Annotated in this window: 21 protein-coding genes, 1 rRNA gene and 1 pseudogene; 2 read left to right on the forward strand and 21 right to left on the reverse strand. The window is 46.4% G+C overall.

Annotation, left to right across the window (positions count from 1 at the left end):
* Both G519_RS0127470 and G519_RS0127475 read right to left on the reverse strand, forming a co-directional pair.
* Positions 1-204: ribosomal RNA gene (locus tag G519_RS0127470) — 16S ribosomal RNA — on the reverse strand; the annotation flags it as partial.
* Between the two features lie 375 nt (positions 205-579).
* Entirely contained in the window at positions 580-1449 is an 870-nt protein-coding gene (locus tag G519_RS0127475; protein ID WP_029197425.1) for a nucleotidyltransferase-like protein, read from the reverse strand.
* Between the two features lie 124 nt (positions 1450-1573).
* On the opposite strand from G519_RS0127475, the gene G519_RS44790 reads away from it, so the two are divergent.
* Positions 1574-1978, forward strand: coding sequence for a DUF2614 family zinc ribbon-containing protein (locus tag G519_RS44790; RefSeq protein ID WP_084160364.1), 405 nt, complete (start codon positions 1574-1576; stop codon positions 1976-1978).
* 48 nt (positions 1979-2026) lie between these two features.
* Here G519_RS44790 and G519_RS0127485 read toward each other — a convergent pair whose 3' ends face one another.
* The 15 genes from G519_RS0127485 to G519_RS0127555 all read right to left on the reverse strand — a co-directional run bounded on the left by G519_RS0127485 (position 2027) and on the right by G519_RS0127555 (position 15683).
* Positions 2027-3763, reverse strand: coding sequence for a glycosyl hydrolase family 18 protein (locus G519_RS0127485; RefSeq protein WP_029197426.1), 1737 nt, complete (start codon positions 3761-3763; stop codon positions 2027-2029).
* Between the two features lie 123 nt (positions 3764-3886).
* Positions 3887-4321, reverse strand: a complete 435-nt coding sequence (gene perR / locus G519_RS0127490) for a peroxide-responsive transcriptional repressor PerR (RefSeq protein WP_029197427.1) — start codon at positions 4319-4321, stop codon at positions 3887-3889.
* A 100-nt stretch (positions 4322-4421) separates the two neighbouring features.
* Complete coding sequence (locus G519_RS0127495; RefSeq protein ID WP_029197428.1) at positions 4422-5000, reverse strand: hypothetical protein; 579 nt, start codon at positions 4998-5000, stop codon at positions 4422-4424.
* Between the two features lie 24 nt (positions 5001-5024).
* Positions 5025-5333 (reverse strand): hypothetical protein, encoded by a 309-nt coding sequence (locus G519_RS51355; protein ID WP_029197429.1) that lies wholly within the window; start codon positions 5331-5333, stop codon positions 5025-5027.
* Positions 5284-5916 carry an RNA polymerase sigma factor gene (locus tag G519_RS0127505; protein WP_244280240.1) on the reverse strand — a complete coding sequence of 211 codons (633 nt, stop codon included), beginning with the start codon at positions 5914-5916 and terminating at the stop codon, positions 5284-5286. The genes G519_RS51355 and G519_RS0127505 overlap by 50 nt, the downstream gene beginning before the upstream one ends.
* Positions 5917-5947: 31 nt before the next feature.
* On the reverse strand, positions 5948-6655 hold the full coding sequence (locus tag G519_RS0127510; protein WP_029197431.1) for an MgtC/SapB family protein: 708 nt from the start codon (positions 6653-6655) through the stop codon (positions 5948-5950).
* A gap of 75 nt (positions 6656-6730) precedes the next feature.
* Positions 6731-7213: a GNAT family N-acetyltransferase gene (locus tag G519_RS0127515; protein ID WP_244280241.1), complete on the reverse strand. Its 483-nt coding sequence runs from the start codon at positions 7211-7213 to the stop codon at positions 6731-6733.
* Between the two features lie 84 nt (positions 7214-7297).
* Positions 7298-8749 (reverse strand): Asp-tRNA(Asn)/Glu-tRNA(Gln) amidotransferase subunit GatB, encoded by a 1452-nt coding sequence (gatB, locus tag G519_RS0127520; RefSeq protein WP_029197433.1) that lies wholly within the window; start codon positions 8747-8749, stop codon positions 7298-7300.
* 33 nt (positions 8750-8782) lie between these two features.
* Complete coding sequence (gene gatA / locus G519_RS0127525) at positions 8783-10240, reverse strand: Asp-tRNA(Asn)/Glu-tRNA(Gln) amidotransferase subunit GatA (protein WP_029197434.1); 1458 nt, start codon at positions 10238-10240, stop codon at positions 8783-8785.
* A gap of 28 nt (positions 10241-10268) precedes the next feature.
* The gene (gene gatC, locus G519_RS0127530) at positions 10269-10556 is read right to left on the reverse strand and encodes an Asp-tRNA(Asn)/Glu-tRNA(Gln) amidotransferase subunit GatC (RefSeq protein ID WP_029197435.1); all 288 of its coding nucleotides are present in this window, start codon (positions 10554-10556) and stop codon (positions 10269-10271) included.
* 171 nt (positions 10557-10727) lie between these two features.
* Positions 10728-12023 carry a TolC family protein gene (locus G519_RS44795; RefSeq protein WP_051253733.1) on the reverse strand — a complete coding sequence of 432 codons (1296 nt, stop codon included), beginning with the start codon at positions 12021-12023 and terminating at the stop codon, positions 10728-10730.
* Positions 12024-12052: 29 nt separating this feature from the next.
* The gene (locus G519_RS0127540; RefSeq protein WP_244280242.1) at positions 12053-13273 is read right to left on the reverse strand and encodes an ABC transporter permease; all 1221 of its coding nucleotides are present in this window, start codon (positions 13271-13273) and stop codon (positions 12053-12055) included.
* Positions 13274-13281: 8 nt separating this feature from the next.
* Positions 13282-14556: an HlyD family secretion protein gene (locus tag G519_RS0127545; protein ID WP_029197437.1), complete on the reverse strand. Its 1275-nt coding sequence runs from the start codon at positions 14554-14556 to the stop codon at positions 13282-13284.
* 31 nt (positions 14557-14587) lie between these two features.
* A complete protein-coding gene (locus tag G519_RS0127550; RefSeq protein WP_029197438.1) occupies positions 14588-15163 on the reverse strand; it encodes a TetR/AcrR family transcriptional regulator in 576 nt (191 codons plus the stop codon).
* 139 nt (positions 15164-15302) lie between these two features.
* Entirely contained in the window at positions 15303-15683 is a 381-nt protein-coding gene (locus G519_RS0127555; protein ID WP_029197439.1) for a hypothetical protein, read from the reverse strand.
* Positions 15684-15888: 205 nt separating this feature from the next.
* Here G519_RS0127555 and G519_RS0127560 point away from each other — a divergent pair, with 205 nt between their 5' ends.
* Positions 15889-17280 (forward strand): MATE family efflux transporter, encoded by a 1392-nt coding sequence (locus G519_RS0127560; protein ID WP_029197440.1) that lies wholly within the window; start codon positions 15889-15891, stop codon positions 17278-17280.
* A 19-nt stretch (positions 17281-17299) separates the two neighbouring features.
* Here the strand turns inward: G519_RS0127560 and G519_RS52465 are convergent.
* The 4 genes and pseudogenes from G519_RS52465 to G519_RS0127585 form a co-directional block, all read right to left on the reverse strand.
* Positions 17300-17784, reverse strand: a pseudogene (locus G519_RS52465) (YhcH/YjgK/YiaL family protein).
* Between the two features lie 204 nt (positions 17785-17988).
* The gene (fsa, locus tag G519_RS0127570) at positions 17989-18645 is read right to left on the reverse strand and encodes a fructose-6-phosphate aldolase (protein ID WP_029197441.1); all 657 of its coding nucleotides are present in this window, start codon (positions 18643-18645) and stop codon (positions 17989-17991) included.
* A 35-nt stretch (positions 18646-18680) separates the two neighbouring features.
* Entirely contained in the window at positions 18681-20708 is a 2028-nt protein-coding gene (gene tkt, locus G519_RS0127575; RefSeq protein ID WP_029197442.1) for a transketolase, read from the reverse strand.
* 589 nt (positions 20709-21297) lie between these two features.
* Positions 21298-22311, reverse strand: coding sequence for a zinc-binding alcohol dehydrogenase family protein (locus G519_RS0127585; protein WP_029197443.1), 1014 nt, complete (start codon positions 22309-22311; stop codon positions 21298-21300).
* Between the last annotated feature and the right edge of the window lie 15 nt (positions 22312-22326).

The raw sequence follows: 22326 nt of genomic DNA on the forward strand, positions 1-22326 counted from the left end.
GTTTCATAGTTCTCTCATGCGAGAAAACCAATTATCCGGTCTTAGCTATCGTTTCCGATAGTTATCCCGATCTTATAGGCAGGTTACCTACGTGTTACTCACCCGTCCGCCGCTAGCTTACCCCGAAGGGTAAACCCGCTCGACTTGCATGTATTAGGCACGCCGCCAGCGTTCGTCCTGAGCCAGGATCAAACTCTCCATAATAGTAAAACTATTTGAAAGCTTAATTGCTCATTTGCGTTGCTAGCGAGATTTTGCAATCTCTTTTTGAACGATTTCTCGTTCGTGCTTACTCACTCGTTGTTCAGTTTTCAAAGATCAATTTCTTTCGTATTTCTTCGCCATCCGTTTAGCGGCGACTTTTATAATATATCACATCTAGGCTACTCAATGCAAGCTTTTTTTTATTTTTCTTTTTTCTTACTTCGCTTACATCTTGGTACTGCGTTGGCTTTCGAATGCGAACCGTTTTTAGCGGCGAGAGTTAATTTATCATAGAATTGCAATCAAAGTCAAGCAATAAAATAAGAATAAAAAAAGAACCAGAATAATACCTGATTCTTCATGGGTTTAGTTCAATTAGACACTTGTATATCTTAACTCGATTTCTGAATTCTCTTCATCAACGAGAACAGCTACTTCTTTAATTAACCCTTTTTTCACCAGCTTATTCAACAGCAAGGGAAGCTCTGCCCTAAGCTCAGCTAACTGAGAATGCTGCTGCAATTCATCCGTGCTTAATGGCTGTTCATTTTCTCTAAGTATTTGAATAAACGCCTCACAGCAACGCTCCATTTTTGACATAACCGAAAATTCACAGGCGAGCAGAACGAGCTGAACTCTCTGTTTCAACGTTTCCTTGCTCATTGTCAGTTCCTCATATAGTTTATACACGCCAGGATTAATCGCACGGATCTGCCTCCATACGGTAATTTCCGGGTGATAACCATCCTCGATAATAACTATGCGCGCCCAATGATGTAGAGCTTCTAGGATATTATTGTAAGCATCCAGCAAATGCTCATCTAAGATGTATTCCTTGCTCTGCAGATATTTACGTAGAAAAAGGGAGAATTCAACTAGTAGTTTGTGCTCACGTAAGTCCCCTGGAAACTCGAGTATTCTGTGACGCAAGCCTTCTAAATAAGTATTCTGATCCAGAAGTATCTCCCCTTTTAGCAGCCAGTGAAGGATATTTCGGTTGATGCCATGACGTATCCATTGCTCTATGGAAGACGGATCTACCCATCTTTCTTGTATCCTCGAATCGTCTCTTATATAATTAGTCGTATGATTGCTCAGACTCAGGTCGTTCGTTACTATAAGAAGTAGCGTATCAAAACCATCTGTCAGTGAAGGAAGTTGCTTAGGATTATCTACCGCCATGACACTAATAATTCTCTGGTCATTTCGGAACTTAAGCAAAAACTGCTCTTTATCGATTCCCATGGGTATCCGAAGCTCCTGTCTCCAAATTGTTTATATCTAATTCTACATGGTAGAAGGAGTTTCCTGCTGATTTCTGTGACAATTCATACAAACATGATAGCTATTAAATGGGGAGGAACAACGCGTGCGTTTCAGATCAAGTAAAGTAAATGAATTCCGCTTATGGGGTCTCGCTATGACCATGGGTGGAATGCTGCTTATGATTATAGGACTAGCAGGTATCGTTTTTGATTGGGGGAAGGCTGGGCGAATCGCCGCTGTAGTCTTCATGATTATTGGTATGATCAGTATGATGGTAAGTATGGGTATATACTTCTGGGCAGGAATGCTTTCTACATCGGCGACTGTCATTGATTGTCCGGAATGCGGAAGAAGAACGAAAATGCTGGGGAAAACGGATCGCTGTATGTTTTGTAAAACTATTTTATCTGTTGATCCACAATACGACACAACGGCCGAGAACGAAACAGCCGCTACACAAACCGTTCAGCTCGAAGTGGACAGAGCTCACGAACATAAGCCTCATTGATTATGAGAAAAAAAGCCGCAACCCATTTGGGTTCGGCTTTTTGTTTTGTTATTGCTTAGTTTGTTGCAACGCGTCTTGAATGACTTTCCACGCGGCCGGCTGTTCGAAGCCTCTTCTCCATGAGGCTACTCCTGCTAGATCATACTTTTTCACGAGTTCAAGCCTTGCTTTGATTGATGTTTCATCTTCTAACCAAATACGAATGAGTTTCTCTCCCTCTTTGTACTCCACATAGTTCTGACCTGTTTCCTCCAAGAAAGTAGGGGTTAATTTTTTATCTTTAATAATCGTCTGGGCGGCTTCCATCGTTAAAGTTTTGGAGGTAACCGTCGTTTTACCATTTTTCGTCTCTTCGGTCCACTGACGCGTATAGAATGGCACACCTAGGACAAGCTTAGATGGTGGCACTTTCTCGCTGCCCAAGAGTTGGGTAACAGAGCGCTCTGTCCAAGGCAGCGATGAAACGGATCCGGATTTCGGGCTAGAAGCCCAGTATTCGTCGTATGCCATCAGCATCATATAGTCAACAACTTCGGCAAGAGCAGGTCTGTCATAAAACATGGACCACATCTCATTCGTTGATTTCGGTGTAACGTCAATGGAAACAGCAAGACCCTGTTCATGCATAAAAGGTGTCAATTCGCGGACGAATTGGACCAAATTTTCTTTATCTTTGAGATTCACATTTTCAAAGTCAATATTAATGCCCTGCAAATTGTATGTTTGTGCAAAGCCGAGCAACTGTTTAATCATTTTCATACGACGATCATAAGTCGATAGTGCTTGAGACGTTCGATCGGGTTCAAAGCCGTTGCTAAACAACGCCCAGACCTGATAATTTCGCGTTTGCGCCCATTTTACATAGGATGCGTCAGCTAAGTTCTTAATGCGCCCCTCGCCGTCAGCCAGGGAGAACCATGTAGGGCTAACAACATGTAAGCCGGGCATATCGCTAAGCTTAGAAGTGTCGGGATTCTTCGTAATGACGTGCTCCCAAGTCAGATTCAGTTTGCCGTTAAGCGGCTTCCAGGCTACATAAGCTGGCGTCTGCTCCTGAGCCGGTATGGTTTCTTCATGGTCTTCCATAATATCAGCTTTACGCACAAAGCCTATAGGACCACTCTGCTGCTGTACACGATACCATTCTCCCTCTACGGCCAGTATCATAACTTGCTCATTGTTTGCAATCGTAGAGACTATCGGTGCTTTTATAGAAGCAAATGTCCTCACCTGGGCATCTTCGGCACCCACATGCTTCCCCCACTTGACGAGGTCGCCTTTTTTGTATATAAGAATGGCGCCTGACTTCTCAGACTCTCTTATTTCAAAAGGATACAGTTGCCGAAGAGGCTCAATGGGTACGTAAATGTCATTTCCTTTCTTTTCAACAGGAAAAGATAAGTTGATAGGTTTCTCGTTCATTAAAGCTGAAAGCTCCGTAGTCTTTAACCGTAATACTTTATCTTTCGTTGTGATAATAACCGAATCACTGCTTTTTTCATATATAATCGATGGGTCCATCCACTCCTGTATAAGCTCTAACGGAAGCTTCAGTCCCTCTTTTTCCCCAATCGCGCTTGTCTTATAGTAATTCCCTTGATAAAATACCGGCTTGCTTAACTCGTGATATTCTAGCTCTACCTTCGTCCGGTTCGGCGCTAACTGCTGCCATAAGAACGTAGCTGCACCTGCGGCAAACATTCCAATAAAAAGACCAAGTATCAAGAGAATTCTCTTCGTTGATCTTCTGCGTTTCGATTGCTGATCTGTCGGTGTTGAATGCAAGGTTTCACTTCCTTTTATGCGATATATAAAAAGAAAAACGTGTTCTTACCTCTCTACAGCCGAAAGGTAGGATCACGTTTCATTATACATCATAGGTACAGCGAATGAGGAATTCTGCTTTAGTTAATGCTTGGTAATCCCTGTACAATCCGGGCAAACGCCATAAACCTCTAGTCGATAACCGCCAACTCGGAAGCCTGTTTGCGCAGCAGCGGTAGTCTCTATATCCGAAAGAGGCGGATACTCAAAATCCGAAATCTTCCCGCACAACTCACAAACAGCATGATAATGGTCCGTCATATCCGCATCAAAGCGACTCGAGCTGTCTCCATAAGTCAGTTCCCGAACAAGTCCCGATTCAATAAATACTTTAAGATTATTGTAAACAGTCGCAACGCTCATGTTAGGAAATTTGGATTCAAGAGACTTGTAAATGTCATCTGCTGTCGGATGAGTCATGGAATCCAGCAAAAAGGATAGAATAGCATGCCGCTGCGGTGTCATCCGAACACCTGTTGTTTTCAACTTAGCTAAAGCCTGTTCTAAATGTGCTGCCATGGTACTCACCACCTGATGTTAGTCATTAAAACCTTACATTATATTGTACGTGTGTGAATTGACTTTTGTCAATGATGGTTGCGCATATAGCACCATTTGGCTATTTATTTTTACGGGAATCTAGGACATACATAGCCAAACCAGCAAGGACGAGGATAACGGATCCAAAATACGAGCCCATGAGATCAAAGAGCCCTGTAAACCAACGAGGCTTGTTACTGAGAAGAAAAAACAATACACCTGCAACAATGAAAATAACACCAAGATTCGTGCCTTTGATCAACTTCTGTAAAGGATCTTCGCTATCATAGAGACCAGTCGCGAACTCGCCAAGCTCATTGCGCCGATTCACATTGTCTGTAGTTTGAAGCGCATCGAATAGATTATAGAAGTAAATCACAGGAATGAACAATGCAAAAAGCGTTACCATAGGTACACTTGTATCGGACCGAGATGCGAAAGATGTAATAATAAAAATATCGAGAATGAGAAGCATCATAATAAATAGACCGCGCTGCATGAGGCCTAAGTAAAAGTGTCCAGTTCCCGGGACAATGAACGATAGTACGCCTGCGACCCATTTGCGTTTTCTTGGAGCAGAATAATAGGGAGGGTAGTGTTGAAAAGATGGATTGGGTGAATACTCTGGAATGTGCGGATTGTCTTTGGGCAGATTCATGCTAATGCCTCCTATCTATTTTTTTTACAAGTATTGGGATAAATGCTGGATATACGCTGTTATCTGAGTGATCCCCGAATTTATATGCATAATTTTGTTTATAATCCCTGATTGCATGAGGAGCATAGTCGCTGCTATCGCAACAAAGCTGTTCACCCATTGTTTTCTTTTGCCAACATGGGGATTCTTTGGAGTCTCAGGAATTTTAGCTGATTGTATCCTCCGCATCACACGCTCCGTCAGCATTGGGCTTGGTTCGCTAAGCGGCATCTCGTCCAGCAGTTTATTTAGGTATTGCGTGAGCCGAGTGTCTTCCTGATGTTTGGGAATCATGTGCATTCACCTCCAACCATTTTTCTTTTAGCATCGCTTTTCCCCGATAGAGTCTAGTTTCCAGCGTTTTCATAGGCAGCCCAGTCACCTCAGACATTTCTTGATACGAAAGCTGCTTATAATGAAACAAATACATGATTAATCTATACTTGTCTGGAAGTTCGGAAAGCAGAGCCTGCATATGCTCCTGATCTTCCTTCAGCATAGCTATTTCCTCGGGCTGCTCACGGGCATCTGTGAACCAGCCCTTCATTTTATCGAGCAGTGCTTCATAGGGCTTACGCTTCTGTGAACGCCGAAAGTCTGTCACGAGATTCGTCGTCATTCGATACAGCCAAGTGGTGAACTTCGCATCGCCGCGAAAATGAGCTAATGAACGAAACAGCTTAACGAACACTTCTTGGGTTAAGTCTTCAGCAGTTTCCTTATGCCCGACCATTCGGTATACGAGTGTATAGATGTAACTCTTATGCCGTTCTACCAATACACGGTAAGCATCGGAGTGACCTTGACGGACCCGGTCGATCAGTTGCTCATCCGTCATTTTGTCCATGCCTGACTTCCCCCCTTTCTGTTCGTCCATAAGCTTTGACGCTTCCTATGGGCTGACCCCTTCAATTTTTACTTTTTTCGAGGGTAACACCGGTAACTCCATTCATTTGATTGATTTCTTCAAGTACTGTCTCGATAATGGACGGCTTAGGAATGGTGACGTGGAATGTAATTAGAACATGATTCGGTTTATTCTCGTTTTCTTGTTCTTCCATTGCGATCTTACGGATGTCCACTTTCTGTCTACCAAGTAGGGTCGTAATAAGTCCAAGCGTCCCCGGTTGGTCGATCGCCAGTATTTTAAGAATACGAATCTTCTTCCCATTAAAATATTTATGCTCCACTTTATTCAAAATCCATAGGGAGATGAGTACCATGAAACATGCAAGAACAGCCGGATAATAAAAACCTGCCCCAATAGCAAGGCCAATTCCCGCAACTACCCAAAGGGATGCCGCTGTCGTAAGACCCGTAATCGATCTCCCGTTAAAAATAATCGTTCCAGCACCTAAGAATCCAATGCCGCTGATAACTTGTGCAGCTAAACGCGAAGGATCTATACGGACATTCACTTCGTTCACAAAGGCACTAAACCCATACATAGAAAGCAACATAACAAGGGCAGAGCCCACACATACTAAAATATGTGTACGAAGGCCAGCTGCATGACTGCTAACTTCCCTCTCAAACCCGATTAAGCCGCCTAGAAAGAGTGCCAGAACTAATCGTATCGTAATATGGAGTTGATCAATAACCCAAGGATTGCTCATCGTGTAACCGCTCCCTTTTCTCATACTGATAGTACCTTGTATCACACATGATAGTGAGAACTACGGAATTAATATTTAGGAGATGATGGCCGGTCGTTCGAAAGTGGTTAAGCTAACTCCCGGTGGAACTGTGAATACTCGACGTACGGCGAAACCGAAGCTCTCATATAGCTGGATTGCAGGTAAATTCTCCGTTCCAGTGGATACAATAAAACGCGTCGCTCCATTTAATTGTTGATCCATTAGTATATGTTGTAAAAGCGACCTAGCAATTCCGCGGCGAAAATATTTCGGATGCACCATCATGCGGCAGATCGTGACCGCGCCCCCTTCTCGCGAGTAGGAAATGGCTCCAGCAAGTGTACTCTCATCATTCTCATGAACGAAAAAACCATAAAATGTTTCCTCTGCTTCACGTATAGATTGAATCCCATCCTTCAGCGGGGGGATGTCATCGAAGCCAATAAGTTCTGCTTCCACGCGATAGGAAGCGATTTGTAAAGATAATAGGACCAAAATATCCTCGTTAGTTTCCAAATGAAGTCGTTGAATGGACAAGCAGAGTTCTCCCCTCTCATGATACATGCTAATTTAACTGAAAAAAGTGGCGTCCATAACATCGGATCACCACTTCAAACTTAATCACTTACTCTTCAGGCACTCCACAATTAATTTGTTGACGAGTCCCGGATTCGCTTTACCTTTGGTTTCTTTCATGACTTGCCCGACTAAAAAGCCCACGGCTTTTTCCTTACCGGCTTTGAAATCCGCTACCGATTGTGGACTGTTCTCCACAACTTGCTCAACAATGGCCTTGATTGCACCTTCGTCGCTGATTTGTACAAGTCCCTGCTCTTCAACGATCTTTTGCGGTTCTTTGCCGGATTCGATCATTTCCTTGAATACGGTTTTGGCGATTTTGGTGGAGATTGTGCCTTTCTCAATCAGACCAATCATCTCGCCTAAGCCCTTACCTGTGATTTTCACATCGGTGAGCTCCAGGCTATTCGCGTTCAAATACCCGAGCAGATCACCCATGATCCAGTTCGAGACCGCTTTGGCATCTTGGGTAAATTGTAAGCTCTCCTCGAAAAAATTCGCCAGTTTCATGGACGAAGTGATTACATCGGCATCATAGCTCGGTAACCCGTACTCACTGCTGTATCTCGCTTTACGCGCATCAGGCAATTCAGGGATAGAAGCTTTGACGCTAGCTTTCCAAGCATCGTCGATATGCAGGCTGACGAGATCCGGATCTGGGAAATAGCGGTAATCATGCGCATCCTCTTTGCCGCGCATGGATAACGTCTTGCCTTGCGCTTCATCCCAGCGGCGGGTTTCCTGCTCGACTTCGTCACCGCTGCGGAGAATTTCGGCTTGGCGATATTCCTCATACTCGAGTCCTCTTTGGACACCGCGGAACGAGTTCATGTTCTTCAGTTCGGCTCTTGTGCCGAACTTCTCTTGCCCGAATGGACGCAAGCTGATGTTGGCGTCGCAGCGCAGCGAGCCTTCCTCCATTTTCACATCGGAAACATCGCAATAGATCATAATCGCTCTAAGCTTCTCCAGATAAGCCCGCGCTTCCTCCGGCGAACGGAGATCAGGCTCGGATACGATTTCAATCAGAGGGGTTCCCGCACGATTCAAGTCCACAAGAGAGGTGTAACCACCATCAACGTGTGTCAGCTTGCCTGCATCTTCCTCCAGGTGAACGCGTGTTACGCCAATGCGCTTGCTTTCTCCATTCACTTCGATATCGATCCAACCATTCAAGCCAATAGGCTGATCATATTGCGAAGTTTGGTATGCGTCTGGTGAATCCGGATAAAAGTAGTTTTTACGGTCAAATTTACTATGTGTAGAAATCGTGCAATTGAGCGCCATAGCGGCTTTCATCGCATATTCGACTGCTTGACGGTTAAGTACAGGAAGTACACCCGGGTGACCTAAACAAACCGGACATGTATTCGTATTCGGAGGTGCTCCGAATGAGGTTGCACAACCGCAAAATATTTTGGAAGCGGTATGAAGCTCTACGTGAACTTCAAGACCGACTACAGTTTCAAATTGGGTATCTGTTGCCGACAAAATGAATGCCTCCTTCGTTACTCATGAACTATTATCCTACAATTGCGGGCGCTGCTTATGGTGATCTGTATGCTGCTCGAAAGCGTGGGCTACACGCAGAAGAGTAGCTTCATCCAACGCTTTGCCGATGACTTGCAGGCCAACGGGAAGTTCGTTCACGAATCCGCAAGGTACGCTAATCGCAGGAATGCCCGCCAAGCTGACCGGAATGGTCATGATATCGTTCAAATACATCGTGAGTGGATCACTGCTTTGCTCACCGATTTTGAAAGCAGGTGTCGGAGCCGTTGGTCCGATGATGATGTCGAATTTCTCGAAAACTTGATCGAAATCTTGCTTGATCAGGGTACGGACTTGTTGTGCTTTCAAGTAGTAAGCATCATAGTAACCCGAGCTTAACGCATAGGTTCCGAGCATAATGCGGCGTTTGACCTCGGGGCCAAAGCCTTCGCTGCGCGACATGTGGTACAAGTCCAGCAAGTTGCGAGCGTTGTCCGAACGCACACCGTAGCGCACGCCGTCAAAGCGCGCAAGGTTCGAGGACGCTTCGGAAGAAGCGAGCAAGTAGTAAGTCGCTACGGCATACTCAGAATGCGGCAGCGACACTTCTTCCCATACAGCGCCTAAGCCTTCAAGCACTTTGAGCGCTTCAAGCACTTTCTCTTTGACCGCTGGGTCGATACCATTGCCCATGTATTCTTTGGGTACGCCGATGCGCAAACCTTTGACATCACCAGTCAATGCGCTGAGGTAATCAGGGATATCCACATTCGCAGACGTGGAATCCTTCGGGTCGTAGCCGGCAATGGCTTGCAGCAGGTAGGCGGAGTCTTCAACGTTCTTCGTCAGCGGCCCGATTTGGTCGAGTGAAGACGCGAACGCGACTAGGCCATAGCGGGACACGAGTCCGTACGTCGGCTTCAGTCCGACGATACCGCAGTAAGCAGCAGGCTGGCGAATGGAGCCGCCGGTGTCTGAGCCCAGCGCGAAGTAGACTTCGCCTGCAGCTACTGCTGCAGCGGAGCCACCGCTGGAGCCGCCTGGCACGTAATCCGTGTTCCACGGATTGTGGGACGGATGGAAAGCGGAGTTCTCGTTGGAGCCGCCCATGGCGAATTCATCCATGTTGAGCTTGCCGATCGTAACGGTTTGAGCATCCTTGAGCTTGCTAACCACGGTTGCATCATAGATCGGCGTGAAATTGGATAAGATTTTGCTTGCACAGGTCGTTTTCAAGCCTTCGGTGACCATGTTATCTTTGATCCCAATCGGAAGGCCGAATAAAGGGCTTCGTTCACTGCTGCTCGCGAACTGCTCGTCCAACTTGGCGGCAGCTTGTCTAGCGTTCTCTTCATTTAATGTAAGAAAGGCGCGAACCTTGCCTTCTACTTGTTGAATTCTTGTATAGGATTGATCCACGAGATCGGCAACTTTAAGTTCTTTGCCTTGAAGCTTCGCGTGAATTTGCTGTAGGTTTAAATCAAACAAAGACAACGACAGGCACTTCCTTTCATAATGGTTCTTATTCTAAAACAGCTGGGACTTTGAATTGCCCGTCTTCGTGATCAGGTGCGTTCAACATCACTTTCTCAATTGGCAGTGATGGCTTCACGACATCTTCACGCATGACGTTAACCATCGGCATGGCATGGCTTGTCGGAATAACACCTTCGGTATTCAGTTCATTCAGCTGCTCGGCATATTTTAAAATGGCATTTAGCTGTTCAGTAAATAGTTCTTTCTCGTTATCACTCAGGTCGAGTCTAGCCAACTTCGCAACGTGCTCGACATCTGTTTTCGTTATGCTCAAGTTCTCTACACCCCTTTAATTAATCAGCTTTTAGTCATTCTTTTCATTATATCCCAGATATTTTACGAACTCAATCCAGAAAAAACCACAAATCAAAAACCACAGCTTCTTCTCAGCTTAGCTTGGCGGCCATCACTAAAAAGAAGCTGTGGTTGAGTTTGTGGTTAAGAATTATTGGATAAATCCCGTATCCATCGCTTTCGCTTTTTCTTTTAACACGTAATATTTGAGCTTAGCTGCAGCTAAGGCCGTTTCATTCTGTTGAACTTTGATCTCGAATTTATTCAGATCATGCTTGGAGATGACGCCAACACTATAGCGAAAATTCATTTTAGTCAAATCGGCCTGCACATCATTCAAGTTCCGCTGTTCCGTAAGAACGGCTTGATACGCATTCTTGGCATCGTTGTACGTCGTTTGAATTTTCTTGGTCAATTCAAGCTTGGTTTGCTCATTTTTCTGCCCGTTAATGGCCAGATTAACGCCTTGATACGTCTCACCATAAGTGTTCTGAGTAACTGTGTGACCTGTTTCCCACATAGCTTCGTCGATGTTATTGCCGGAAGCTTTCATCTGATAGGAAGCCTTCAATAAAGTAGTCGTGTCTGTTTCCGAAATGGGATCTACAGAAATGGACTCGATATCCTTGATGACTAAATCAGGGTCGTATGAAATCCCAATGTCTGTCGAAAGCTGCACAAGCCCCAAACGATAGTTATTCAGCAAGGTTGTAATATCGTCCTTTTGCTTATTAATGGCTTTCTGCACCGTTTGCACATCGTCAGATGATGCCAAGCCTTGCTGCGCGAAAAGCGTAGCTTTCAGCAGGTCTTTCTCCATCACAACTTCGTATTCCTTCATGAAATCAAGCTGCTTCTTCTGTGCTAGAAGCTGCACATATTGCGCGATTGTTTGCAAGCGGATGCCTGCCTTAGCTTCATCTGACTGCAGCAGAGAGTTCCGCCCATCCGTCCCGAGCTGATGTGCTGCTGTGCTCATTTGCGCGCGTTGGGAAGAGATGATTTTATTCATGCCGCCAGCGAGAGCACCCATCCCCTGCATCATCTGGTTTATCGCTGTATTTTGCATGACAGTCCAGGCGATATCAGTTGGGTTGTTTAGGTTAGGCAGCTGTGGATTCCCTGTATTGGTGACCTCTGCAGGAGTGCTTGGCAAATGACCGGGCGTCATTGAGGCCGAACCCATTTCGTTCATTTGCTGCTCCAAATCGCCCTTTTTACTGCCTTGAGCAGCGTATTTTAGCGTTAGCAGGGCAAGATTATGGGAATCTTTCAGTGCTTTATCCAGTACATAGGTCAGATCCACGGAAGATACGGTTTCCAGAACGTCCGCATTGACGTATACATTTTGATTTGGATCTTGGGCAGTATCGGCGAATACGAGAGCTTGCGTTGTGCTTGAAAGGAGTAACAGGGCTGCAGATAAACTTATGAGCGTTTTTTTCAAAAAAATCGCTTCCTTCCTCTTCGGTTCGATTATAACGTGATATTCGATCCGGATGGCAGTACAGCTTGCGTGCCCGGAGCGGCATCTTTTGATTTCTTTTTAGAGAAGATAACGAAACGAGTTAATAACATAGCAATGAAATAAGTGAGTGCACCGGTCAAAATCAATGAAATGCAATCATGCCAAATGACAGAAAAGTCATTTCCTTTCACAAATACATTGCGCACGCCATCTAAAAAATAAGTGAGCGGAAGCATATGCCCGAGCACCTGGAGCACTTTAGGCATGGCTTCGAATGGCCAAGTGAACCCCGATAGCATGAAGGAAGGTACGGCAATTAACATCGCAGTCTGCGTCGCTCCGAGTTGATTGCTTGAGAACAAGCTGATTAGATAACCGATACCGCTGACGGCAAAGGTAAAGCTAACAACGACGGCCATGCCGACAAGCAAACTGCCGCTCATTGGTGCGCCAAATGCATACAAGGCGATAACGAAGGTAACCGCTGTGTTAAAGAAATTGATTAAAAAATAAGGAGCCGTTTTCGCGTAAGCGATGCGCCACGGATTTCTCCTCCATGCCTCGAACCGCTGCCACGTTCCTGCATCTTTCTCGCGAGTGATGGTTAAGGCAATGCCTAGAAACAGAACTTGCTGTAAAATCGCGCCAACTAGTCCGTACAGCATAAAGTCGCTGTAGTTAAAAGCTGAATTGTACATAATGCGATATCGGAAAGGAATGGGAGAAAGTGTGTTCATCACTTCTTCATTCTGCAGTCCTTGCTTAAGTTGAAGCTTTTTCTGTGAGTAACCCATGCTGAAGGTTGTGATGACTTCATTGGCCCCTTTGGTAGCGGAGTTCGAAATCATCATGTTGCTGCCATCGATCAGGGTAAGCAGCGGCAGCGTCTCACCATGCTTCAGCTTCGCTTCGAAATTAGAGGGAATGATAAGGCCTACCTTGGCCTCTCCCGTTGAAAGCGCCCGCTTCACTTCTTCCTCCGAGTGATATTCCTTCTTGATCTGGAACGTTTCACTTTGCTCGAAGGCTTGAATGATTTGACGACTAAGAGGACTTTGGTCTTCATCGATAACAACCGTGGCCATTTCGGTCACTTTATGGTGTAAGTAAATCGATCCGAAGAGCACCGTATAAAGAATCGGAACGAAGAACAAGATCAGAAAAAGACGTCGGTCCTTCAGAATGTGCTTCCATTCTTCTGTAATTAGCTTGCCAATCTGAAGATCCATCTCCTTCATCATCCTTCCGTTTTACCGTTCCATTGCAAGGTCATCCCTGTTGTTGCAGTGTCTGGCAATGTGTTCAATTCGATTTTGATCCCAAACGAACGAATGTCCGTTTCGCCTGAGGTTTGTGTCGCTTTCTTGATTGCGAAATCCGGCGCAGCCGCTACGGTTTTAACCGTACCAACGACTTTCTCGCCCGTTGACAGCATCGTCATGCTGATGTTGTTGCCTACTTTCAGACCAGCAATAGATGTCTCCGGCAAGTAAAACTTAGCCCAACGTTTCTCCGTCGATTCGATTGAGAGTACAGGAAATCCAGAGCCTACAAGCTCACCCACCTGTGCAGATTGACTAAGAATGACCCCATCGGCTGGTGCAACCAACTCTGTGTAGCTCAAGTAAGTCTCTGCTTCCAGCTGAGCCGCTTTCGCTTGCTGTTCACCGGATTGCGCCGATTGGATTGCTCCTTGAGCTTGCTGCACAGCCGCCGCTGCCGCCGCTACATCGCCCTGTCTCACTTGCACGTTGCCGCGATTGGCTTCAGCCAGCTTCAAGGTCGCTTGCGCTTGGGCTAGCAAAGCCTCCGCTCCGCGAATTTCTTCCTCACGCGGTCCTTGATTCGCCATGTTTAACTGCTGCTGTGCCAGGTCGCGTTTCGTTTTCGCTTCTTCGTAGCTCACCTTCACTTTATCCACGTCAGCTTGAGCAACAAGCCCTTGCTCCAGCATCGCTTTCATCCGATTCAAGTTTTGCTCAGCAATGGTGTATACTTCGGAAGCCGCCTGGAACTGAATCTCAGCTTGCTTCTTCTCTTCCGGACGGGCCCCATTATGCAGCCCATCCACTTTGGCTTGTGCCGCGCTAACCGCCGCTTTGGCCTGTTCCACCTGCTGCTCGGCTGTATCAGCCGTCACGTTGACACCGGCAATACCCTGCTGTTTCTTCGCTTGAGCGGTTGCGGTGGCTCCTTGCGCTTCTGCGATCTTGCCTTGTGCGAGCGCGACGGCCGCTTTGGCCTGCTCGACTTTCGCTTCAATCTCGGTGCTTTGCAGACGGGCCAGTGCTTGCCCTTTTTTCACAGCATCCCCTTCTTTCACGAGGATTTCAGTGACTCTTCCACCTACTTTGAAGCTGGCGCTTACTTCGTTCGATTCAATATAAGCCGTAGGATGCAGTTGGTTAACTACATCTGTTTGGCTAGTTGCCTGTTTGGTTGTTAAAAGAAATGCACTCGTTCCGATGACAATCGCCATCGCGGAATAAACCATCGGTCTAATAAAACGCATAATTACCCCTCCATAATAAAAATAAAAAAAATTATTGCATCAAAAAGTTATCAAAATACAACTGCAGCGTGCTCATAATCCGCTCGTCCGTTAATGGCACGTTCTGGTTCTGCTTCTCCCAATCGAAAACTAAAGCGACATACAGCTTGAATAAAATGAAAGCCGTCATCTTCGGGTCACAGCTCTTCATCGTGCCGTTATGTATCGCGCGTTCCATATGTTCACTCATGAACTGGATCACTTCTGTTTCGATACTGGCCAGCGCTTCAATCGTTACCGGACTGCCAAATTGTTGAACCTCGTGAGCCAATTGAATGAGCAGCTCATGCTCTTTGCGAAAAACGAGAACCCCATAAATCGCATTATGAATTTTCTCAAAAGGGGTAGCCCCTTCTGCTATTGCTTTATCGGCGCCTGCTTTCATTTCGGCAATTAACGACTGTACAATCTCATGCAAAAGATCTTCCTTATTGGCGAAAAACGTATAGATCGTCGCTTTGCCGACACCAGCAATTTTGGCGATTTGATCCATCGTTGTACCTTTGTACCCAAAAAGTGAAAAAGACTTTTTTGCTGCTTCCATAATCAACAATTTTTTGGCATCCATATATGCACCTCAGAACTAAAATACTAAAATAGTTTTGCGTTCGGATATTAATGTACCACCATTTCATGATTTTAGCAACAAAATTAAAAAACAAAACCCGCACTAGTAAGCACTAGGCGGGTGTTTGATGAAACATGTATTAAATCCAGGCCTTCAGGCCGATTTGTTTAATGAAATCTTCGGTTGATTGAACATCTTTGTCTCGTTCTACTTCCGGTTGTCCACTTGGATCACCGTTCATAATTTTACGAAACAGCTCCTCATTCTTCGTGGCAAGCGCGAAGTCAATTAACGCTTCTCTCTCGACTTGGTTCGCCTGCTGATGGAGAAGTACTTCTTCAAGCTCGATATCTGTCGCAGGTACGTAATAGTGTTTATTATCCTTGGGGACACGAATGACGTAGTCGAAAATGTTATCGTTATTCCGGTCGTAAGCAATAATATATCCATACCCGCCTATTGGCAGATTCTGTTCTAAACTATCGGCAATTACTATTATTTTCTCACCAAGACGAAGCATCCTGAATTCCCCCCACCTATATAAACCCACAATCTATAAGTCAAAAAGACTTATTCTCTACTCTACTAAAAAAAATAGATTGTGTCCAATTGATAGAGGGAGCATTCGTAAAATAGGCCATTATTTTTGGAATGGGATGGAAGAAGGTATAATGAAGGAAGCACTTTAAAAGCTAGTATCTGAATGAATAACAAGGAGATTCCACATGAGCGAGAATACCATGAAAAAGCCACGCCCGTCTTTGACGGAAGGCCCGATTGCCAAGACGTTGATCTTATTTTCTTTGCCGATTCTGTTAGGCAATGTGCTCCAGACGCTTAATGGTTCTATCAATGCCGTATGGATTGGCAAGTACCTCGGAGAAGGTGCGCTTGCGGCAACATCCAATGCCAACATTATCATGTTCTTCTTAATTAGCTCTATTTTCGGTATCGCGATGGCCGCTGTTATTATGATTGGTCAAAATCTCGGCGGACAAAAGGTAGAAGAAGCTAAAAAAGTTGTCGGCACCAGTGCAGTCTTCTTCCTCATTCTTTCCATCGTCGTTGCCTTATTCGGGCTGCTTTTCTCCCATACCATTCTGGGTTGGATGAATACACCCGCGGATGTTAAGGATCTTGCTGTGACATACACGCGAATCATTTTCGCTGGCGTTCCCTTTATGTTCGGCTTTAATCTCATTATGGCCATATTAAGGGGTTCTGGCGACGCCAAGACTCCTTTCTATTTCCTGCTACTGTCTGCCGTTTTGGACATTGTGCTGAATCCATTGCTAATTCAAGGCATGGGGCCTTTTCCGAAAATGGGGATAGCCGGATCGGCTGTCGCAACCTTTGTGGCACAACTGATCAGCTTCGCGCTGTTGATTGTGTATTTGTACCAGAAAAAGTATTTTTTGCGGATTACGAAAAAGGATATTCCTCTGCTTCGCATCAACTGGATGATCGTACGGACGCTGATACAAAAAGGACTGCCGATGGGATTAAATATGGTCGTGGTTTCCCTAAGCAACTTAATTCTCATCCATCTCGTGAACTCCTATGGTTCTGAATCGACGGCTGCTTTCGGTGTTGCGATGCAAATATCCAGCTATGTGCAAATGCCTGCCATGGCAATTGGCGGAGCTGTGACTTCCATGGCCGCGCAGAACATTGGTGCTGGGAAATGGGATCGGGTAAATCGGATTACGTGGACCGGTGTTGGGGTTAACATCCTGATGACGGGACTTATCGTCGCTCTTCTTCATTTGTTCAACCGTGAGGTCGTTAGTTTCTTCCTTCCTCCTGAGGGCAAAGCGATTGCAATTGGCGTACATATCAATAATATAACGCTTTGGTCGTTTATTATCTTTGGTGTATTTAACGTCGTAGCTGGCGTAGTTCGTTCGGCTGGGGCTGTTGTGTTCCCGCTTATCGTTGCCTTTATTGCCCTGCTGCTTGTCCGAATCCCGCTTGCCACTGTACTGGCGAACAAGTATGGATTTGATGTGATTTGGTGGAGCTTTCCGGTTAGCTTCAGTGTGGCCGCAGCGCTAAACTTGCTTTATTATCGCTTTGGCAAATGGAAGCAGGCGAGGATGCTTTCGAGTAGGGGTTAGGAAGAGGGAAGAGAGGCAATTAAAGCTGGAGAAGATCTTTGTGGATCTTGATGACGATCTTCTTGTTGCTCTTGGACTCCGTAATGGAACCATTCGGACGGTGAATGTCGGAAGGGAAGCAAACTGCAAACATACCTGGCTCCAGAAGAATTTCCGTTTCTTGCTGCGAGGGATCCGATTCATAAAAAGCAATATCATGGGAGTCGAACTTATCGTCGACGACTTTGGCGTTAGGATGCAGCTTGTAGAAACTGAGCCTTTCCTCCCCGCTCACTAAATATCTGTATAAATCCTATGAGACTCGGGCATCTGTTCCTCAATGGGACGGGTCATAAGTTCCTGCACATTGGCAAACATCAAATGACCTTGATCACCTTCAAGATCATACCTACCAACTTCCGCCTCACCTAACCTGCGATTCAAAATGTAATCGATACCACGTGATACGGCCGACGGCCACAGATGACGTTCCTGCTCAAAATGCTCAACATCGCTAATAATCATGGTGACATGGCTCCTTTTATAACTCCGATTAAAACTTACATTTACTATATCCTATGATGAGAAAAATTGGACACAAGGATAAACGACTCCGTCGTCCTTCAGGGACGAGCGCGTTTGTCAAGACTGATGACGCGAAGTGTAATAAAACTTATACTTTCTTACCTACGAAAAAAGACCCGCTTCTTACAGCGAGTCTTAATGCGCTTAAAACTTTTCTTGGTTTGCGCCTTCCCAATCTGCCAAAAACTTCTCGATCCCTGCATCTGTCAGCGGGTGTTTGCTCATGGACTCAATAACTTTGTAAGGCACTGTAGCAATATGTGACCCTGCAAGCGCTGCTTCAATCACGTGAGCGGAGTGACGAACGCTGGCAGAGATGATTTCTGATTTGATACCGTGTACTTGGAAAATTTGGCTGATTTCTTTAATTAGATTCATACCCACTTGGTTGATATCATCCAAACGTCCGATAAATGGAGACACGTATGTTGCTCCTGCGCGTGCAGCAAGCAAAGCTTGCGTTGAGCTGAAGATCAAGGTTACGTTCGTTGGGATACCCAGTGATCTGAAAACGCTAGTCGCTTGAAGTCCATCCAACGTCATTGGAAGCTTAATAACAACATTCGGGCTTAGTTTAGCAAGCTTCTTGCCTTGCTCAACCATTTCGTCCGCTTTCAGTGAAACAACTTCTGCACTAATCGGTACATCGCCGACGATGGAGATGATTTCTTTTACGGTTTCGAAAAAGTCTCTACCTTCTTTAGCAATTAGTGAAGGGTTGGTCGTTACTCCTGCAACAACACCTAATGCGTGAGCTTTGCGAATTTCGTCTACATTGGCTGTGTCGATAAACAATTTCATCCTGTATCCCTGCCTTTTCTCCCTTTTGTGGGCTCTTATTGGAAATACTTCTGTTTGATTTGTTGAACGATTGCATCTGCTGTAAAGCCGTATTCGCGAATTACTCGATCTGCCTTCGCTGATGCACCAAATTTACGGATGCCTACAACGAAGCCATCGCCTCCCGTAATCTCTTCCCATCCAGCCGGATAGGCCATCTCAAGGACAACATTTGCTTTAACTTGTGGTAAAAGGATGGCATTTCGCACTTCTTCAGGCTGCTGCTCGAACAATTCACGGCTTGGCATGGAAATAACACGAGCCCCAATACCATCTTGCGCCAACTGCTTCTTCACGTCAAGTGCTAAGCTCACTTCAGAGCCTGTTGCGATGAGTTGAATATCAGGGGTCGCTGATGCGTCAACATCGGATAAAATATAAGCTCCTTGATGAATATGAGCATAAGCAAGCTGATCCGTGCCCGGAAGCACCGGCAAATTCTGACGCGAAAGCGCGAATACGAACGGGCCTTCTTTCGCTTGTAGCACATACTCCCAAGCCGCTGCTGTTTCGTTAGCGTCAGCAGGGCGGAACAGCGTCAGATCCGGAATCATCCGCAGGGACGGGATCTGTTCAATCGGTTGATGCGTCGGGCCGTCTTCGCCGACAGCGATGCTGTCATGCGTGAACACGTACGCAACAGGGAGCTTCATGAGCGCGGACAAGCGAATCGCGCCGCGCAAATAGTCGCTGAACACGAGGAACGTTCCGCCGAAAGCGCGCATTCCGCCGTGCAGCAGCATGCCGTTCAATGCTGCGCCCATGGCGAACTCGCGGACGCCGAACCAGAAGTTGCGGCCGCTGTAATCGGCGGCGCTGAATGCCGCGGCGTCGTTAATCATGGTGAAGTTGGAGCTCGCTAGGTCGGCGGAGCCGCCTACTAGCTGTGGTACCCGCTTCGCCAAGCCGTTAATCACTTTGCCCGAGGCTGTGCGCGTCGAGATCACACCGCTCTCTGGGGTAAAGCGCGGCACATCTGCGTTCCAGTCGGCTGGAAGGTCGCCGCGGCTCACGAGCTCGAATTGCTGAGCGAGCTCGGGGAACGCTGCCTGGTAGCTGTTCCACAGCTGCTCCCAGCTGGTTTGGGCTTGTACGCCCAGTTCCTTGTGTTGGGCGAAGTGCTTGTAGACCTCGGCCGGGACGTAGAAGTCCGGCTCGAGCGGCCACCCCAGAGCCTGCTTCGTCAGCAGCAGCTCTTCTTTGCCGAGCGGCGAGCCATGCGTGCCGCCGTGGCCGCCTTTGCCGGCTTTGTTCGGACTGCCGAAGCCGATCGTTGTTTTGATCTCAATCAGGGTCGGGCGCCCTAGATCCGCCTTGCCTTCTTCGATCGCGGCGGAAATGGCCGCGACGTTGTTTTGCTCTTCCACACGTAAGTATTGCCAACCATAGGATTCGATACGCGTCCGAATATTTTCAGAGAACGACATGTTCAACTCACCGTCGAGCGAAATATCATTTGAATCGTAGAGCACAATTAGCTTGCCCAATTTCAAATGACCTGCCAATGAAGCAGCTTCGGAGGAAACACCTTCCATCAAGTCGCCATCTCCGCAAATCGCATACGTGAAGTGATCAACGATTGGGAAGTTCGGTTTATTGTAGACGGAAGCCTGATGGGCTTCGGCCATTGCCATACCGACAGCCATAGCAACTCCTTGGCCAAGGGGTCCCGTTGTCGCTTCAACACCAGCCGTATGACCATACTCAGGATGCCCGGGAGTACGGCTTCCCCATTGACGGAATTCCTTGATGTCGTCAAGGGTTACATCATAACCGCTTAGGTGCAGCAAACTATAAAGAAGCATCGAGCCATGTCCTGCCGAAAGAACAAATCGATCACGATCAACCCATTTCGGATTCGTCGGATTGTGCTTCAAATGCTGTGTCCAAAGTGCGTACGCCATTGGCGCCGCACCCATCGGCATACCAGGATGACCCATAGCCGCTTTCTCGACTGCATCGATTGTAAGTGTTCTTATTGTATTGATGCTTAACTCTTCAATGCCAACAGTTGTCTGATTCAAAAGAGATTCGCCTCCATCAATTGGGTTGTATTACTTTCAGCTACGCTTTATTATAAGGTTAGATGAAGCATTCAAATAATTGATAGTTTCGATACTCGCTATAGAAGCTGTCTATATGGTGAGTTTTGAGCTTTATAAAGTATTTTATCTGAGCAAAAAAGTGGTCAAATCCACTGGATTATAGGTCGGCTTGAAAGCGAAACTCTGAGGAGTGATTTCGAACATTTAGGCTGCAAATCTAAGGATCGCGGGGAACGAGGAGGCGTTATTTCGATGATTATGTCGATGCGGGACCCGCACGCGGAACGAAGGGGCCCTATTTTGCCGGTTTACCGGTTTTTCCACCTCGAAAGTGGGAAATAGAGGATCAACGTTCCGCGAAAACGTGAATTACGCGATTTTGAGCAAAATAAAGCTTCTACGTTCCGCTAAAATCTGATGATGCCGGGTGCGTGAAACACATGTATCCCTTCCATTTCCGTTTTCATTTTACAATACTTATCCACAGATCGGCATCTATCATAATTTCCTTTAGTTTCCTATAAAACAACAAAAAAAGGCGCGCCCAGCCAAACTGAGCACGCCTTTTTCACAAACTAACGATCGCTTTAATGACCTTCGACTCTGGCTTCAGCCAAATCTCGAAATGGTCGATCATATCCTCAAATGTTGCACGGTGCGTGATGTAGCGCGCGATGTCGATGATGCCGTCTTGCATGGCAGCCCGTACGGTATCGAAATCCTCCATAGTTGCATTGCGGCTGCTCATTAAGGTCAGCTCCCGTTTATGAAAGTCGGGATCGTGGAAGGTGATATCGGCCTTAACAAGTCCGACATACACAAGTTTGCCGCCATGTGCAACAAGTCCGAACGACTCCGTCATCGACCTAGCGTTCCCAGTCGCATCGAATACGACGGTAGGGAATTCGCCGTTCGTGAGCTGGGCTAGCTGTTCCTTCGGCTGCTGCAAGGCATTAATCGTATGGCCGATGCCTGCCCAATCACGGCAAAAGGCCAACCGCTCATCGTTTACGTCCATCGCAATCACATTCGCACCGCGCTGCCTAGCCAGGATCATGACGCCGAGTCCGATTGGACCAGCGCCAATCACCAGCACGTTGTCACCAGCGCGAAGTTCGGATCTCCTCACCGCGTGGGCTCCGATGCTGAGCGGCTCTAGCATCGCTGCTTGGTCTAGCGTCAGCCCGTCGGTCTTGATGAGATGGCTGACTGGCAAGGAGATCAGCTCTCTCATCCCCCCGTCGATATGTACGCCAAGTACCTTCAAATCAGTGCAGCAGTTTGTCTTGCTATTACGGCAAGCAATACAAGTCCCGCAGTGCATATAAGGAACAATGCTTACTTGATCACCGACTTGCAACCCAGTGACACATTCACCGATCTGTTCAATATAACCAGCCAGTTCATGCCCGAGAATACGCGGATAGCTAAAAAACGGCTGATTCCCTTTAAACGCATGCAAATCCGTCCCGCATATGCCAATCCTTTTGATGCGAACAATAGCTTCTCCTGCTCTTAGACTAGGTTCCGGAACTTCTGCTAGCTTAAACTTCTCGACCTGTTCACATATAATTGCTCTCACACCTGATTCCCCCTG

The sequence above is a fragment of the Paenibacillus alginolyticus DSM 5050 = NBRC 15375 genome (assembly GCF_000422905.1).
In the GTDB taxonomy this organism is placed as follows: domain Bacteria; phylum Bacillota; class Bacilli; order Paenibacillales; family NBRC-103111; genus Paenibacillus_E; species Paenibacillus_E alginolyticus.